This is a genomic window from Streptomyces sp. NPDC101225 (genome assembly GCF_044767585.1).
Classification (GTDB): domain Bacteria; phylum Actinomycetota; class Actinomycetes; order Streptomycetales; family Streptomycetaceae; genus Streptomyces.
The window spans coordinates 162,720-178,757 of record NZ_JBIWOE010000014.1; the positions used below are offsets into that span (position 1 = coordinate 162,720).

10 protein-coding genes are annotated in these 16,038 nt (G+C 71.9%); 6 read left to right on the plus strand and 4 right to left on the minus strand.

Annotated features, from left to right (window positions below):
- Positions 1-8 precede the first annotated feature (8 nt).
- From ACIRPX_RS21500 to ACIRPX_RS21510, 3 genes are all read right to left on the minus strand, one after another.
- Positions 9-2,720: a multifunctional oxoglutarate decarboxylase/oxoglutarate dehydrogenase thiamine pyrophosphate-binding subunit/dihydrolipoyllysine-residue succinyltransferase subunit gene (locus tag ACIRPX_RS21500; protein WP_404196807.1), complete on the minus strand. Its 2,712-nt coding sequence runs from the start codon at positions 2,718-2,720 to the stop codon at positions 9-11.
- A gap of 278 nt (positions 2,721-2,998) precedes the next feature.
- Positions 2,999-3,877 carry an ABC transporter substrate-binding protein gene (locus tag ACIRPX_RS21505; protein WP_404196809.1) on the minus strand — a complete coding sequence of 293 codons (879 nt, stop codon included), beginning with the start codon at positions 3,875-3,877 and terminating at the stop codon, positions 2,999-3,001.
- Positions 3,878-3,893: 16 nt separating this feature from the next.
- On the minus strand, positions 3,894-4,649 hold the full coding sequence (locus ACIRPX_RS21510; protein ID WP_404196812.1) for an SDR family NAD(P)-dependent oxidoreductase: 756 nt from the start codon (positions 4,647-4,649) through the stop codon (positions 3,894-3,896).
- A 554-nt stretch (positions 4,650-5,203) separates the two neighbouring features.
- On the opposite strand from ACIRPX_RS21510, the gene ACIRPX_RS21515 reads away from it, so the two are divergent.
- From ACIRPX_RS21515 to ACIRPX_RS21530, 4 genes are all read left to right on the plus strand, one after another.
- Positions 5,204-6,259: a maleylacetate reductase gene (locus ACIRPX_RS21515; RefSeq protein WP_404196871.1), complete on the plus strand. Its 1,056-nt coding sequence runs from the start codon at positions 5,204-5,206 to the stop codon at positions 6,257-6,259.
- A 128-nt stretch (positions 6,260-6,387) separates the two neighbouring features.
- Entirely contained in the window at positions 6,388-7,302 is a 915-nt protein-coding gene (locus ACIRPX_RS21520; protein WP_404196815.1) for a dioxygenase, read from the plus strand.
- A complete protein-coding gene (locus tag ACIRPX_RS21525; protein WP_404196817.1) occupies positions 7,299-7,793 on the plus strand; it encodes a flavin reductase family protein in 495 nt (164 codons plus the stop codon). Before ACIRPX_RS21520 ends, ACIRPX_RS21525 begins: the two co-directional genes overlap by 4 nt.
- 187 nt (positions 7,794-7,980) lie before the next feature.
- Entirely contained in the window at positions 7,981-10,194 is a 2,214-nt protein-coding gene (locus ACIRPX_RS21530) for a LuxR C-terminal-related transcriptional regulator (RefSeq protein WP_404196820.1), read from the plus strand.
- 21 nt (positions 10,195-10,215) lie between these two features.
- Here ACIRPX_RS21530 and ACIRPX_RS21535 read toward each other — a convergent pair whose 3' ends face one another.
- Positions 10,216-11,742, minus strand: coding sequence for a 4-hydroxyphenylacetate 3-hydroxylase family protein (locus tag ACIRPX_RS21535; protein WP_404196822.1), 1,527 nt, complete (start codon positions 11,740-11,742; stop codon positions 10,216-10,218).
- A 160-nt stretch (positions 11,743-11,902) separates the two neighbouring features.
- On the opposite strand from ACIRPX_RS21535, the gene ACIRPX_RS21540 reads away from it, so the two are divergent.
- Entirely contained in the window at positions 11,903-14,749 is a 2,847-nt protein-coding gene (locus ACIRPX_RS21540) for a helix-turn-helix transcriptional regulator (RefSeq protein WP_404196824.1), read from the plus strand.
- Between the two features lie 182 nt (positions 14,750-14,931).
- The gene (locus tag ACIRPX_RS21545) at positions 14,932-15,849 is read left to right on the plus strand and encodes an endo-beta-N-acetylglucosaminidase H (RefSeq protein WP_404196826.1); all 918 of its coding nucleotides are present in this window, start codon (positions 14,932-14,934) and stop codon (positions 15,847-15,849) included.
- Positions 15,850-16,038: the final 189 nt, after the last annotated feature.

The following is a 16,038-nucleotide window of genomic DNA, read 5'->3' on the forward strand; positions in this document are numbered from 1 at the left end:
ACGGCGGTTCAGCGGAAGGCGGCTGCCACCAGTCCCCTCTGCTCGTCGGCGTGCCGGTGGGCGGAGCCCACCGCCGGAGCCGAAGCCGCCGGCCGGCTGACGCATACGACGGGCCGCTCCGCCAGTCGTTGCAGGTACCGGGCCACGAACGTCCAGGGGCCCTGGTTCTCCGCCTCCTCCTGCACCCACCGCACCTCCACGTCGGCGCGGAAGCGGGCCAGCTCCTTGCCCAGTTCGCGCTCCGGGAACGGGTAGAGGCGCTCCACGCGGACGATGGCCGTGTCGGTCGCCTCCTGGGCGCGACGGTAGGCGTCGAGGTCGTAGAAGATCTTGCCCGAGCACACCAGGACGCGCCTGATCCGGCCGGTGTCCGCGTCCTCCTGCGGCAGAACGGCCCGGAAGCCGTGCGTCGTGAGATCCGCCGTCGTGGAGACGGCGGTCTTCAGGCGCAGCATCGACTTCGGGGTGAAGACGACCAGCGGCCTCCTGCTCTCCCGCGCACCGAGTGCCTGCCGTCTGAGCAGGTGGAAGTAGTTGGCGGGCGTGGACGGCAGGGCGACACTCATGTTCCCCTGGGCGCACAACTGGAGGAACCGTTCGATCCTGGCCGAGGAGTGGTCCGGGCCCTGTCCCTCCAGACCGTGCGGCAGCAGCAGCGTGACGCCGCAGCGCTGCCCCCACTTCTGCTCCGACGACGCGATGTACTCGTCGATGACCGCCTGGGCTTCGTCCGCGAAGTCGCCGAACTGCGCCTCCCACAGCACCAGTGCGTCGGGCCGTGCGAGGGAGTAGCCGTACTCGAAGCCGAGCGCGGCCAGTTCGGACAGGGAGGAGTCGTAGGGCGTGAAGTGCGCCTGGGCGCCCAGGGAGTTCAGCGGCGTGTGCTCCACGCCGGTGTGCCGGTCGGTGAGTACGGCGTGCCGTTGCCCGAACGCGCCGCGGCGGGAGTCCTGCCCTGCCAGCCGGACGGGCACCCCGTCCAGGAGCAGGGAGCCGAAGGCGAGGGTTTCCGCGGTGGCCCAGTCGATGGTCCCGCTGTCGAGTGCCGTGGCGCGTCTGTTCAGCTGCGGCAGCACACGGGGGTGCACGGTGAAGCCGGGTGGCAGGTCGGTCTGGGAGGCCATGACGCGGCGCGCCGCCGTTTCCGGGATCGCGGTGGCGACCTCGGAGGCGCCCGCTCCCTCGGCCCGGTCGGCACCTGGCGCGGCGGATCGGCCGGGCGCGGTGTGGGTCTCGGCGAAGGCCCGATCCAGGCGTCCCCGGAAGTCCTGCAGCGCGCCTTCCACCTGCCGTGCGCTCACGTCTCCCCGGTGGAGCAGCGCATCCGCGTACAAGGCGCGCACCGAGGGCCGGGCGTCGATGCGGTCGTACATCGCCGGCTGGGTGATGGACGGGTCGTCGACCTCGCTGTGGCCGTGGCGCCGGTAGCAGACGAGGTCGACGACGACGTCCTTGTGGAAGGTCTGCCGGTAGTCGAAGGCCAGCCGTGCGGCGCGGACGACGGCCTCGGGGTCGTCCCCGTTCACGTGGAGCACGGGCGCCTCGATGCTGCGCGCCACATCGGTGGCGTAGACGCTGGACCGGCCGTGGGCGGGGGTGGTGGTGAAGCCGAGCTGGTTGTTGATGACGACGTGGACCGTTCCGCCCGTGTGGTAGCCGGGCAGCAGCGACATGTTGAGTGTCTCGCTCACGACTCCCTGACCGGCGAAGGCGGCGTCACCGTGGACCACGACGGGCAGCACACCGGCGATGCCGTCGCCGTCCCCGAGCAGCTCCTGCTTGGCGCGCACCACACCCTGGGCCACAGGTCCCACGACCTCCAGATGGGAGGGGTTCGCGACGACGGAGACGGCGATGGTGCTGCCGTTGAGGGCCCGGTAGGTGCCCTCGGCGCCGAGGTGGTACTTCACGTCGCCCGAGCCCTGGACCGTCTGGACGTCCACGGTGTCCTCGAACTCGTGGAAGATCTCGGCGTACGACTTGCCGACGATGTTGGCCAGGACGTTGAGCCGGCCCCGGTGGGCCATGCCGATCACGGCTTCCCGCATTCCGTGGCGGATGCAGCGGTGCAGCAGGACGTCCAGCAGGACGATCGCCGATTCCCCGCCCTCGAGCGAATAGCGCTTCTGGCCCACGTACTTGGTGTGCAGGAACCTCTCGAACGCCTCGGCCGCGCCCAGGCGGTACAGGATCTGCAACTGTTCGGCACGGTCCGGCCGCGGGAGGGGGCCTTCGATCCGCTGCTGGATCCAGCACCGTTCGTCGGAGCTCTGGATGTGCATGTACTGGATGCCGACGGTGCGGCAGTAGGCCTCTCTCAGGACGCGCAGGACCTCGTCGAGCGTCATGGTGACCTGCCCGGCGAAGTCGTCGACGACGAAGGTCCGCGGCAGGTCCTCGGGGCTGAGCCGGAACGCGGCGATGTCCAGTTCGGGCGGCGTGGCCTGCTGCCCCGCCGCCAGGGGATCCGTGTCGGCCATCAGGTGCCCGCGCACACGGTAGGCGTGGATGAGCGCCGCGACGCGGACCGCCTTGACCGCGGCCTGCTCGGCCTGTTCGCTCACGGTCCGCGCCCCGTCACGTGATGCATCGGCCGTGCCGGATACGGAGGAGAAGAGGTTGCGCCACGCCGGCTCGACCGAGCCGGGGTCTCGCAGGAAGCGTTCGTGCTGTTCGTCCACGACCCATTCGTTGGGCCCGAACTCCCATGCGTTGGTCACCGGTTGTCCGGCGCGGGTTCGCGATGCCACTGTGTGGATCGCCTACTTTCCTTCTCGCAGGCCACTGGCCGACGCGGCCGGCGGGGCCGAGCGCCGCGTCACCCCACCCACGGTATGCCAGTGTCCTCGATCGGGCAGCGCGCGGATGTGCCGGGACGGCGGCAGATGTGGACATCACTCCACAGGGCCCTCGCACCATCGGGGCCGGTCGTGGCGCGGCGGCCGGGACCGGCCCCGATACCGCCCGCCCCGCGGCGGCCGGTGTCAGGGGACCAGGGTCACGGGGCGGCAGGTGCGGTGCGGTAGAAGTCGGCCGCGGTGAAGGTGGGGGAGACGCCGAGTTCGGTGGAGACCGCCGTGATGGCGGCGTCGCCGACGGCGAGGTCGACCTGGCCCTCGAAGGTGAAGTGCGGTGCGATGAAGGTGTCGTAGTGTGCGCGGGCTTCCTCCGCGGTGTGGCTGCCGAGGAAGGTCCGCATGTGCCGCACGGTGGTGTCGGGGTCGTGGTGGATCACCTTCAGCGCACGCCGGTGTGCTCGCAGCACGGCCTGCACCGCGGGGGCGTCGGGGTCGGTGTACGTGGTGTCGACGGCCAGGCCCACGGTGGGGATCTGGAAGTGGTCGCCCATCCATGCCAGTACCCGCCAGCCGTGTGCGGCCGCCACCGCTTCCGGGGCGATCGTGCTGCCGACGACGGCCGCGTCCAGGTCGCCCTCGCGCAGGCGGCGCAGGTCCATGCCGTAGTCCCCGGGGTGGCGGACGACGGTCCGGACGTCGCGGTCCGGATCCAGGCCGGCCCCGCGCAGCACGATCCGGGTGAAGCACCCCGGAGCGGTGTGGGGGGCGTGCACCGCCAGGCGTCGCCCGGCCAGGTCGGCCAGGGACTCCAGGCCGGGGCGGGCGAGGAACCAGAAGAGCGGGCGGTGGGTGTTGACGTTGAGTCCGACCCAGGGGGTGCCGTCGGTCAGCCGGGACAGCACGGCGCGGCCGAGCCCGATGGTGGCGCCGCGGCGCAGCCGCTCCTCGTCCCAGGTGCAGCCGTCGCGCAGCGCGACATGGACGCCTTCGTCGGCGTAGAAGTTCTCCTGGTCGGCCACGTAGGCGGCCAGCTCCTCGTGCAGGCCGCGGCCGACGTAGGCGAGATCGATCGTATCCATGGATGTGTGGTCCCTGTCAGTACATGGCCATGCCACCGTTGACGGCGGCGGTGGTCCCGGTCATGAAGGCGTTGGCGTCGTCGGCGTAGAAGGCGACGGCACGGGCGACGTCCTCCGGGTGGGCCAGCCGGCCCAGGGGAGTCGCGGCCGTCTGCCGCCGTCTGGTCGCGTCGTCCAGGACGTCATCGGCGATACGGGACTCCACCGGACCGGGCGCGACGACGTTGACCGTGACCCCCTGCGGTCCGAGTTCCTGGGCGAGGTACCGGGCGAACTGCTCCAGAGCGGCCTTCGACGTGCCCAGCGCGATCATGCCCTCGCGCGGCCGGCGGCTCAGTCCCGTGCCGAGGTAGACGATGCGTCCCCGGCCCTGTTCGGTCATGGCGGGCAGGACCGCCTTGGTGACGGCGTACGCCGCACGCATCTCGGCGTCGAGCTTGCCGCCGAGCTCTTCCCACGACATGTCCCGGAAGGACTTGACCGCGTAGGGGATGAGCGCGTTGTGCACGAGTACGTCGACGCCGCCCCAGGCCGTCCGCACCCGCTCGACCATGCGCTCGACGGCCGCCGCCTCGCGCACGTCGGCCTGCACGGCCATGGCACGGCCGCCTGCGGCCTCTATGCCGGCCACGACCTCCTCGGCGGCCTGGCCGCTGGTGAGGTAGTTGACCACCACCCGCATCCCGCGTGCGGCGAGAACACGTGCGGTGGCCGCGCCGATCCCGCTGCTCGCGCCGGTCACCAGAGCCACCCTGCCGGTCGTCCCTGTCATGGGCTCACCTCTCCTTTTCGTCGTCGCGGGCCACCGGAGTGACCGCCCGGGGTGCGGCAAGGTCGTCCTGGCGTCCCGAAGCCGGGCCACCTCTGGTGGGCAGTCGCACGTCCGTTCTGCCGGCGATTCTGCCGGCGCCGCCGCCCCGGCCGAGGCGACCACTTTGCCCATCCTTTTCCCCCCGCCTTTTGCGGTGCGCGCCCAGAAGTAATGTCGTGCGGTAAGGAGCGGATGCGCACAGAGGAACAATTCGTATCCGCAACGGATTTTCACCACGATGGGAATCGCGGGGCCCGGCGCCGAGGGACGGACGTGTCCGTGTGCATCCGTTCCCCGGGTGCCCCTGCTCAGGCTCCAACGCCGGGCTCCGCCGCCGCATCCCCAAGATGGGTGATATCGCGGACGAGGTCTGCGCTGCCTGCCGGGCCCCTGTCCCGCGAACACGGTATTCCCGCGCCGTAGGGCCTCTTTCTCCGTGCATTCCATTGACGCACGACATTCGCGTGGTGACGCTACTCCCCATCATCGAGGAACGCAGGACCGGGGAATTCATCATGAAAAACTTCGTGCACCGGGGGCAGATCACAAAGGTGATATTCGGTAGCGGCACCCGCGAACGAATTCCCGAAGAGGCCGATGCCCTCGGATGCCGACGCGTGCTGGTGCTGTCGACGCCGGACCAGGCGGAGCAGGCGGAGCGGACGGCCGGCCTGCTGGGCGCGGCGGCCGCCGGAGTCTTCACCGCGGCGGCGCCGCACACTCCCGTCGAGGTGACCGGGACGGCGGTCGCCCATGCCCGGTCCCTGGCAGCCGACGCGGTGCTCGCCGTCGGTGGCGGGTCGACGATCGGCCTGGGCAAGGCGATCACCGCGCGGACCGGCCTGCCGCAGCTGGCGCTGCCCACCACCTATGCGGGTTCGGAGATGACACCGATCCTCGGGGAGACCGAAGGCCGCCGGAAGACGACCCGGCGACTGCCGGACGTGCTGCTCAGGACGGTCGTGTACGACGTCGATCTGACACTCACCCTCCCGTCGGCGGTTTCGGTGGCGAGCGGCCTGAACGCGATGGCACATGCCGTGGAAGCCCTGTACGCCGAGGACCGGGACCCGGTCGCCTTCCTGATGGCGGGCGAGGCGCTCGATGCCCTCGTCCGGTCCCTGCCCCGCATCGTGCGAGACCCGGACGACACGGAGGCACGGGCCGATGCGTTGTACGGGGCCTGGCTGGCGGGCACGTGCCTCGGCACCGTGGGCATGGCGCTGCACCACAAGGTGTGCCATGTGCTGGGCGGCACCTTCGGGCTCCCGCACGCACAGACCCACGCGGTCGTCCTTCCGCACGTCGTCGCCTTCAACGCCCCGGCGGCCGGCCGGGCCATGGCACGCCTCGCGCAGGCGATACCGGGGAAAGCCCCCGCGACGGCTCTGTTCCAGCTCTCCGGCGAGCTGGGCGCACCCACGGCACTGAGAGACCTCGGGATGCCCGAAGCGGGTATCGAGCAGGCGGCCGAACTCGTCGTGCAGGACGGCTACTGGAACCCCCGCCCGGTGGACCGGGACGCCGTCCGCGCCTTCCTGACCCGGGCCTGGGCCGGCGAGGCGCCGTGAACGCCACGCGACCCTGCCGGCCGCGGACCAGCCCTCGCGGCCGCGGACCGGCCTTCGGGCTGCGGACGGACCTTCGCGCGCCGCGGGCCGACCCCGCGACGGAATCCCCCTCACGACAGGAGCGCGCCATGCGTGATCTGACCAGCGAGACCATCACCCCGGCCGTGATCTCGACCCTGCGGGACACCAAGGACCCCCGCCTCGCGGAGATCCTGGAGTCGCTGGTGCGGCACCTCCACGACTTCGTCCGCGACATCGAGTTGACGGAGGACGAGTGGGCGGCGGGCGTGGACTTCCTGACCCGGACGGGCCACACATGCTCGCCGACCCGCCAGGAATTCATCCTGCTCTCCGACGTACTGGGCGTCACCATGCTCGTCGACGCCCTCGGCAACGGGCGCTCGGCCGGGGCCACCCAGAACAGTGTCCTGGGCCCCTACTTCCGGCTGGACAGGCCGCAGTACGCCGACGACGCCGACATCTCCGGGGGCCTGCCCGGCACGCCGCTGTTCTTCGAGGGACGTGTCGTGGACCGTGACGGAGCGCCGGTTCCCGGTGCCGCCGTGGACGTCTGGCACAGCGACGCGGACGGCCACTACGACATGGAGGTGCCCGGCCGCGAGGACCCCGCCATGCGGGCGCTGCTTCGGACCGACGCGTCGGGGACCTTCGGTTTCCGGTCGATCCGCCCCGCCGGCTACCCCATTCCGGGGGACGGTCCGGTGGGCGACCTCATGAGTGCGACCAGCCGGTCCCTCATGCGGCCCGCACACGTGCACGTGCTGATCGAGGCCACCGGGTTCCAGCGGGTGACCACCATGCTCTTCCCGTCCGACGACCCGTACCTCGACACGGACCCCGTCTTCGGCGTCAAGCAGTCACTCCTGGAGACCTACGAAACGCATGAGGCCGACGCGGGCCCCTGCGCCGGCCTGGCCCACGAGCCGTACACCCTGCTGCGCCGCACCTTCGTCCTCGAACCCCTCCGCGCCCCCGCGCGCCGTACCACGCCCTTCTCCTCTTCCACGGAGGTCTCCCGATGACCGAAACCCTCGACACGACCGTCGACTTCCGCGCCACGATGAGCCGGCTCGCCACAGGTGTCAGCGTGATCACCACGCGCTCCGGAAGCACGCCCATCGGCATGACCGCGAGCGCCGTGTCCGCGCTCTCCCTGTCTCCGCTCCAACTGCTCGTCTGCATCGGCAACCACCTGTTCACGCGGACCGCGATCGCGGAACACGGCCGCTTCGCGGTCAACGTGCTGGGCGAGGACGCCGAGGACCTGGCGCGGAACTTCGCCGTCTCCAAGCCGGACAAGTTCGCGGGCGTGGCGACGGTCGAGGATCACGGTGTGCCGGTGCTGAAGGACGCCATCGCGGCTGTCGTGTGCGACGTCGCCGAAGCGCTCCCCGGCGGCGACCACACCATCTTCGTGGGTGACGTCCGCTTCTGCTCGCACCTGGTGGACTGCCGCCCGTTGGTCCACTTCGCCGGCGGCTTCGGCGCCCTGAGGACGGCGCGGCAGCTCTGACAGCCGCCCGCCGGACGGCAGTTGGCGCACACCGCGCACACCGCGCACACCGCGCACACCGCGCAGATCGGCCACACGGCGGACACCGCGCCGTCGCCCCCTACGCCCCCGGCGTCCGGCTCCCGCGAGGCGAGACCACGGCCGTCGGGGGCACCCGCTCGTCCCGACTCACTCCACGGGAACTGCCATGACCAGCTCAGTGCCGGCCTTCAAGCTGCAACCCCCGCCGCTGCCCCCGCACCTGCTGTCCCGGCCGCGCCTCCTGCGCCGACTCGAGGAGGCCACCGAGCCCGTGCTGGTGGTCTCCGCGCCGGCCGGTGCGGGCAAGACGGTGCTGCTGACCGAGTGGTCGTACCGCCTGCGCGCCCGCGGCGACTGCGCCTGGCTCAGCCTGGACGCCCACGACAACGCGCCCGACCGCCTCTGGGCGGGCATCCTGCGCGCGCTGCGCCAGGCACGACCGGAGCTGCCACTGCGTCCCGGCAGTGCTCCGTGGACGGCCGCGGCCTGGCTCGGCGAGATCCTGCCGGCCCTGGTGGGCGGCCTGGGCGCGGCGGCTCCACTCACTCTGATCCTCGACGGACTCGACGCCATCACGGACCCCGACGCACTCGGCACTCTGACCGACTTCCTGCCCCGGCTGCCCGACGGCGTCCGCGTCGCCCTGGGAACCCGGCACGTCCCCGGCCGGCCCCTGCCGGCCCTGCGAGCCCGGGGCCTGGTGGCCGAACTCGACCAGTGCGACCTGGCCTTCACTCCTGAGGAGGCCACCACCCTGATCACCGGGCTGACGGGGTCCGCGCCGACCCCGGACGACTCGGCGGCCCTGTACGAGGCGACCGAGGGGTGGGCGGCGGGGCTGTGCATCATGGGGCGCAGCCTGGCCCGTGCCGCGGACGGCACCGGCGCGGACGGGCGCATGGCCCGCGGCAGGCAGGCGGTCACCGAGTACCTGAGCACGGAGGTCCTCGACCGGCTCACCACCGAACAGCGCCGGTTCCTCCTGCGCACCGGCGTGCTGGACGAGCTCAGTGCCGGGCCGTGCCAGGCCCTGGCCGGTGACCGGGCGGGCACGGTGCTGCGCGAACTGTCCCGGACCGTCCAACTGCTCGTACCCGTCGCCGCCGGGCCGCCGGCGTACCGGCATCACCGCGCGCTGTCGGCGCTGCTGTCCGACGCACTGGCCTCCGAGGGCGCCGGCACCGTCACCGCTCTGCACCGCGCGGCGGCCCAGTGGTACGCCCGGCACGGGCGGACCACCGCGGCGGTACGGCACTGGATGCTCGGCGGCGACGAACCGGCAGCCGTCGCAGCCGTCCTCGACGCATGGGAGCAGACCCTGTCGGCCGGTCAGGTCGCGCAGGTCGCGCAGTGGCTGGACCTGCTGCCGCACCGCACGGTGGCCGCGGACGCGCGACTGTGTGTCGTGGCGGCCATGACGGCTCTCGCCGCCGGTGCCCCCGAGTCGGCCGGCCGCTGGCTGGACGTGGCAGGGCTGAGGCGGACGGGACCGCGGACGGTCGGTGACGGCAGCACGGTCGACGCCGCGGCTGCCGTAGCCCGGACGGTGGCCTGCTGCCTGAAAGGAGAGGTGCTCGCCGCCGACCGGCTCGGTGCGTCCGCCGTCGACGGCACGATGCCCCTGACCTCGTGGCGCGCCCTCGTCTGCACGGCGCGCGGCGCCGCCCTACTGTGGACCGGGCGCTGGCAGGAGGCGGAGGTCCTGCTCGGTGAGGCGACCCGGGACGCGCACGCCGCGGGGCACGCTCTGGCCCTCGTCCGCGCACTGGGCCTGCGGGCGCTCTGCGCACTCCTGTCCGGACAGCACGAACTGGGACGCGTCCTGTGCGGCGAGGCGTTGCACGAGGTCACCACCGCAGGCCTCGACCGGCACTTCGTCGCGGTGCCCGCCTATGTCGGACGGGCCGGACTCCTGCTCCAGGAGGGGCACGTCGAGGAGGCCGGACGGCTGCTGGACGCCGCCGACGCGGCGATGGCGTGGACGTCCCGGACGGACGGGGAACCCCACGTGCGGGCCCTGTGGCACGTCACCCGGTCGCGACTGGCGAGCGTGCGGGGCGACAGCGGTGCGGCACACAGAGCGCGGCAGGCGGCCGCGGCGCAGGCGGCCCGGTGCGAATGCCCGGGCATCCTGACCGGGCTGCTCGCCCGGACCGGCCGGGAGACGGCCCCCGCCGTCCCCCGCCCCCAGGACCTGTCGGTGGGGGAGCGCAGGGTCCTGCGCGCCCTGTGCGGCACGCTGACGCTGCGTGAGATCGCCTCCGAGTTCTACGTGTCCCACAACACCGTCAAGACACAGGTGCGGGCGATCTTCCGCAAACTCGACGCGCACGACCGGAGCGAGGCGGTGGCCAGGGCCCGGGAGAGCGGCGTGCTGTGACCCGGGCCGGGCCGTCGGCGTCTACGCCTGCTGACGTGAGGCGTCCTGCCGCCGGGCGTAGTTCGCCTGGGACCGGTAGGCGGTGTCCTCCTCCTCGCTCACGCTGTCGATGCCGCAGACCTTGCGCGCGAGGTCCGCCATGGCGCCGCTCGGGGACATCTCGGCCCGCTTCATGGTGAGGGTGCGGATGGCCAGCAGAGGCGTGCCGTTGAAGTTCTCGAACACGCCGATCCGGTCGCCCCAGTCGGACAGGAACATGTCGCGGATCACGCGGCTGATCTTCAGCCGGTCGTGCGGCCGGCCGACCGGCCCCGTCTGCAACGCCTCCAGCCACGGCCGCAGTTCGGGCCGCTGCCACTGTCCCTCGGTGGGGTAGATCAGGGCGGCCCGGCCCGACAGGTCGATGAGCTCGTGCACCATCTCGGTGATGTGCTCGATGTAGTACGCCCGCCCGAAGTCGAACATCAGGACGTTGGGCTTGAAGATGCCGCCCGGCGTGAAGAACCCCTCGTCCTCGGAACCCACCACATGCGCCTTGAGCGACTGATGGAAGCCGGCGAACCGTGCGATGCGGGCTTGCACCGGCGGCAGCCGGTAGGTGCCGATGTGCTCGGTGACCAGCAGGGCCAGACCGAGCATGAGTTCCGCCTTGACCATCGCCCGCACCAGGGAGTGGTAGTGCAGCCAGTCGAAGACACGCTGCGGGTACAGCGAGGCGTGCTCGGGGTTGCCGATGTGGAAGACGCGGTCCCAGGGGATGAGCACGTCCTCGAACACGATGATGCTGTCGAGCTCGTCACCCTGCGAGGCGAGCGGGTGCTCCACCTCCTCACCGTCCCGCACGTTGCTCTCGCGGCAGATGATCGTGACACCGGGGGTGTTCGGCTTCACCGCACCGTAGATGATCTGTTCCGCGACGATGCCGGGCCGGTAGAAGACGCCGATGTGGATCCAGTCGCCGAAGGCCGCGCCGGTGCTGATCGCCTTGACACCCCGCACGGTGATGCCCTCGTCCGAGGTGCTCACCACCCGCAGGGCGGGGGACTCGGCCTGGGCGGAGTCGCGTGAGCGGTCCGCCTGCGGGTCGACGAACGCCGGCGGCGCGTTGAGGTCCCCGTCCCGCACCACGTTCCAGAAATCGAGGACCCCCGCGGTCAGGTCCCTCCCGTCGCTCCCGACGGACTGGCTGCTCCACGGCTCGGGGTCGTCGACGTAGGTCAGCAGGACGTAGTTGTTGACGTCCGGGGTGCGCGGGATCGCGCCGCCGCCCAGTTCGCGTTGCACCGTCTCCAGGTACCGCCGCTTGCGCCGCAGGTCGTCCTTCGAACGGTGCTGGAACCACGTCATGGACCGCCGCACCCCGTCCTCGTCCACGAACGTCATGACGTCCTGGAGGTCCGGGCGGTGGTGGAGGTCGTAGAAGGCCGCGAGGCTCTGGGCGTAGGCCCGGGTCTTCGGGTGCGTGGCCACGTTGGCGACCGGCTCGTCACCCACCCACACCTTGCGGCCGTCGTCCAGCGCTGCGAGGTATTCCTTGCCTGTACGCACGTCGTGCTCCTCTCCAGGGGGCAAGAGATCTGGATGGCCCGGAGCATGCGTCGGGACAGGGTGAGGCGACGGCCGGGACGCGGCAATCACCCGGGTGAAAGCGGCGGCCGGCGGTGACCCGCCATTGAGGCCCGCCGAGACCGTGAGCCATGCTGACCTCATGCAGAGCACGGAACCCGCAGGCCAGGGGGACGGCGAGCGGGAGAGCGCGACCGGGCCCCTCCTGCGGGGACGCGACCATGAGATCGAAGCCGCCCGTGGGGCCCTCGACGCGGTACGTGGCGGCCGCGGCGCCTGCTTGGTCGTGGAGGGAGCGGCAGGCGTCGGCAAGAGCCGGCTGCTGGCGGAGCTGGACCGGATGGCGCGGCACTCCGGGTTCGACGTGGTCTCGGTACGGGCCGACGAACTCGACCAGTACGCGGCGGGCGCCGCCCTGCAGGCCGCACTGCAGTCCTCCGACGGTGCCCACCGCGCGCTCGCGGCCACCGACGACCAGCGGCTCTGGCTGCTGGACACCATCGCGGACGCCCTGGAGGACCGGGCGCAGCGGGCCCCGGTCGCCGTGCTCGTGGACGACGCCCAGTGGTCGGACCCCGCCACCCTCTTCGTACTGCGCACCCTGCCCGGGCGACTGGCTTCCGCGCGCATCCTGTGGGCCCTGGCCGTACGGTCGGACACCGAACGGCCCACCGTGGCCAGGGTCCGGGAGGACCTCGAACGACTCGGTGCCCGCTGGCTGACCCTCGGCCCCCTGCCGCAGCAGGAGGTGCAGCGGATCGCGGCCGACCTCCTCGGCGCGGCACCGTCCCCCGGCCTCGCCAGGCTCCTGCGGGGCGTCGCGGGCAATCCCTTCCTCGCGAGCGAGCTGACCCGCGCCTTCGCCGACACGGGCATCTCCGGACCCGAGACGGGCGACGGAAGCCTGATGGGCGACGGCATTCCCGTCAGCTTCAGGCGCAGCGTGGCCGCGCGCGTCGACCGGCTGCCCGAGGACGCCGTGCACCTCCTCCAGATCGGATCCGTTCTCGGCCGCGAGTTCGACCTCGTCACGGCCGCCCGGATGATGGGCCGCACGGCCGGCAGCCTGCTGTCGGGCGTCGAAGCGGCCCTGACCTCCGGCCTGCTCTCCGCGGACGGCCCGCGACTGGTCTTCCGGCACGGGCTCGCGCGGCAGGCGGTCCACGACAACCTGCCCCTGGCCGTGCGGACCGCCCTGCACCGGGAGGCGGCCGAGAGCCTGCGCGGGACGGGGGCCCGGCAGGCGGAAGTGGCCTGGCACGTCGTCATGTCGGGCGGCCCGGTCGACGAGGAGGCCGTCACGACCATGACCACCGCGGTACGGGACATGTCGTCGTCGTCGCCCGAAGCGGCCGCGGAGCTCGCCCAGCGGGTCGCCGGCCTGCTGCCCCCGCAGGACCCCCGCCGCTTCGTCCTGCTGACCGACGCCGCCGAGTACCTCGGCCGCACCCGCCGGGTGCACGACGCGCTCGACCTCGTCGACGCCACCCTGCCGGCGGTCCCCGAACCCTTCCAGGAAGCCCGTCTGCGCCTGGTGGCCGCCGAGATCCACCAGGCGGCGGGCGACGACGCGGCCGCGATGACACATCTGCGGAGGGCACTCGACCTGCCCGAGCTGCCGTCCGACCTCCATGACCGTCTGCTCAAGACCAAGGCCACGGGCCACATCTACCTCGGCGACATCACCGCTGCCGAACGGACCGGCCCCGGACTGGTCGAGGCCTCGTACCACAGCCACGACCCGGCCGTCGTCGTCAGCGCCATGGTGTTCCAGTCCCAGGCGTTCTTCTACCGCGGGCACCTGGACCGCGCCCTCCGGCTCGCGGAGGACGCCACCCGGCGTGCCGCCACCGAACCGTCCGCGCCGTATCTGCGGCCCCCGCGCATTCCCGCGCTGTGGCTGGCGACCGTACTGACCGCCACCGACCGCCTCGCGGACACCGAGCGGGTGCTGCGGGAGGGACAGCGCGAGGCGGAGGCGCTGGGCCTCGGCTGGTCCCTGCCTCACTGGCACACGGTCCGCGCCTGCGCGCTGCTCGAACAGGGAGCGCTGGACGACGCGGCCGTGGAGGCCGAGGCCGGACTGATGGTCGCGGACGAACTCGACATCACCCTGCCGAACCCGCAGGCTCGTTCGGTACTGGCACTGGTGGAGATCCGGCGGGGTGATCCGGCCAGGGCCCGGGCCCACCTCCACGCCGCCCGGACCGGCTCCGGCACGAGCCCGCAGCGCTACGGACCGTGGCTCGCCGTCGCGAGCGCCTGCCTGGCGGACGCGGAGGGCGAGCACGAGGCGGCGGCGAAGATCCTCGCCGAAAGCTTCACGGTGCACGGGCCGACACGACTGCTCACGCTGCCGCCGTCCCACTGGCCCGTACTCGTCCGCATCGCGCTGCGCGGTGGGGACCGGGCGCTCGGCCGGACGGTGACCGGTGCACTGCGCGGTCTGACCGCGGAGGCCACGGCCCGGCAGATCGCGGGGGCGGTGACCGCCCATGCGGAGGGCCTGCTGCAGCGCGACCGCCGCACGCTGGCCTCCGCGGTGACCCGCTACCGGGAAACGGGCAGACCGGCCGCGCTGGCGGACGCGTGTGAGGACCTCGGAGAACTGGAGGCGGCATCGGCCGGCACGGAGTCGGCGATCTCCCACCTCGAAGAAGCGGCGCACTGGGCGTCGGCCTCGGGAGCCCGACACGATCAGGAACGGATCAGGCGTCATCTGCGGCAGCTCGGTGTACGTACCGCACCCGCGCGCGCCCACATGCCGGGCCCCCGGGGGTGGGAGGACCTGACCGAGTCCGAGCGGAAACTGATCCCGCTCGTCGTGGAGGGCTTCACCAACCGGGCCATCGCCGACCGGCTCTATGTGTCCGTGCACACCATCAACACCCACATGAAACACATCTTCACCAAGCTCGGCATCAACTCACGGGTGGAACTGACCCGGTTGGCGATCGAGCGAGGCCTGGCCGCCTCCGGCACCGACTGAACGGCCGCCTGCCACCGGGCGGATCGCAGGGACTGGTGTGCGCCGACGAGGTGCGTGGGAAACGTGAAGAGTATGCCCGCGGTTCTCGGGATTCGGTCGCGGGAGCGGAAAACTCGGAGGGCTCACTCGGCGCTTTCGAAACAGGTCGGGCGCCGACCCACGCGAGGGGAGATCGATCAACGATGTCAACGGTGGTACGGAGCAGATTACGGGCGGCCGCGTTCGCCCTCTCGGCCGTGGCGGTCCTCGCCTTCGGCGCGACCACGACGACCGGCGCGGCGGCGGCGACCGCTCCCGCGAAACAGGGGCCGACCTCGGTGGCGTACGTCGAGGTGAACGACAACAGCATGCGCAACGTCGGCAAGTACACGCTCGCCGACGGCGGAGGCAACGTCTTCGACGTCGCCGTGATCTTCGCGGCGAACATCAACTACGACACGAGCACCAAGTCGGCGTATCTCTACTTCAACGACAACGTGCAGCGCGTTCTCGACGACGCCGCCACGGAGATACGGCCGTTGCAGCAGAAGGGCATCAAGGTCGTCCTCTCCGTGCTCGGCAACCACCAGGGCGCCGGCTTCGCCAACTTCCCCTCCCAGCAGGCGGCTTCGGCGTTCGCCGGGCAACTGTCGGACGCCGTGGCGAAGTACGGACTCGACGGCATCGACTTCGACGACGAGTACGCCGAGTACGGCAACAACGGAACCGGCCAGCCCAACGACAGTTCGTTCGTGCGGCTGGTGACGGCGCTGCGCGCGAACATGCCGGACAAGATCATCAGCCTGTACAACATCGGCCCGTCCGCGTCGCGCCTGTCCTACGGCGGCGTCGACATCTCGTCCATGTTCGACTACGCCTGGAACCCGTACTACGGCACCTGGCAGGTCCCCGGCATCGCACTGCCCAAGTCGAAGCTGTCACCGGCGGCCGTCGAGATCGGCCGCACCTCGCAGAGCACGGCCGCCGACCTCGCCCGCCGCACCGTCAGCGAAGGGTACGGCGTCTACCTGACGTACAACCTCGACGGCGCCGATCGAAGCTCCGACGTCTCCGCCTTCACCCGGGAGCTGTACGGCAGTGACGCCGTCTACACGCCGTAAGGCAACCGCACGCTCCTGCCTCGGGACCTGCCGCGTTCCGTAGGCCGGGCCGTGCGGGCCGCGCCCCCCCCAACCCAGGGGCGGGGGCCGGCCCGCGGGGACGGCCGGGTGTTAAAACCCACCCCGACCGGGGCCCGCGGGGGGGGCCCCCCGGCGACAGGGGGGGGCCCCCCACCCACCCCGGGACCC

Bases quoted from the DNA above. Each gene is read 5' to 3' on its own strand.
- ACIRPX_RS21505 (WP_404196809.1), bottom strand. From the start codon at position 3,877: ATGGATACGATCGATCTCGCCTACGTCGGCCGCGGCCTGCACGAGGAG.
- ACIRPX_RS21510 (WP_404196812.1), bottom strand. From the start codon at position 4,649: ATGACAGGGACGACCGGCAGGGTGGCTCTGGTGACCGGCGCGAGCAGC.
- ACIRPX_RS21515 (WP_404196871.1), top strand. From the start codon at position 5,204: ATGAAAAACTTCGTGCACCGGGGGCAGATCACAAAGGTGATATTCGGT.
- ACIRPX_RS21520 (WP_404196815.1), top strand. From the start codon at position 6,388: ATGCGTGATCTGACCAGCGAGACCATCACCCCGGCCGTGATCTCGACC.
- ACIRPX_RS21525 (WP_404196817.1), top strand. From the start codon at position 7,299: ATGACCGAAACCCTCGACACGACCGTCGACTTCCGCGCCACGATGAGC.
- ACIRPX_RS21530 (WP_404196820.1), top strand. From the start codon at position 7,981: ATGACCAGCTCAGTGCCGGCCTTCAAGCTGCAACCCCCGCCGCTGCCC.
- ACIRPX_RS21540 (WP_404196824.1), top strand. From the start codon at position 11,903: ATGCAGAGCACGGAACCCGCAGGCCAGGGGGACGGCGAGCGGGAGAGC.
- ACIRPX_RS21545 (WP_404196826.1), top strand. From the start codon at position 14,932: ATGTCAACGGTGGTACGGAGCAGATTACGGGCGGCCGCGTTCGCCCTC.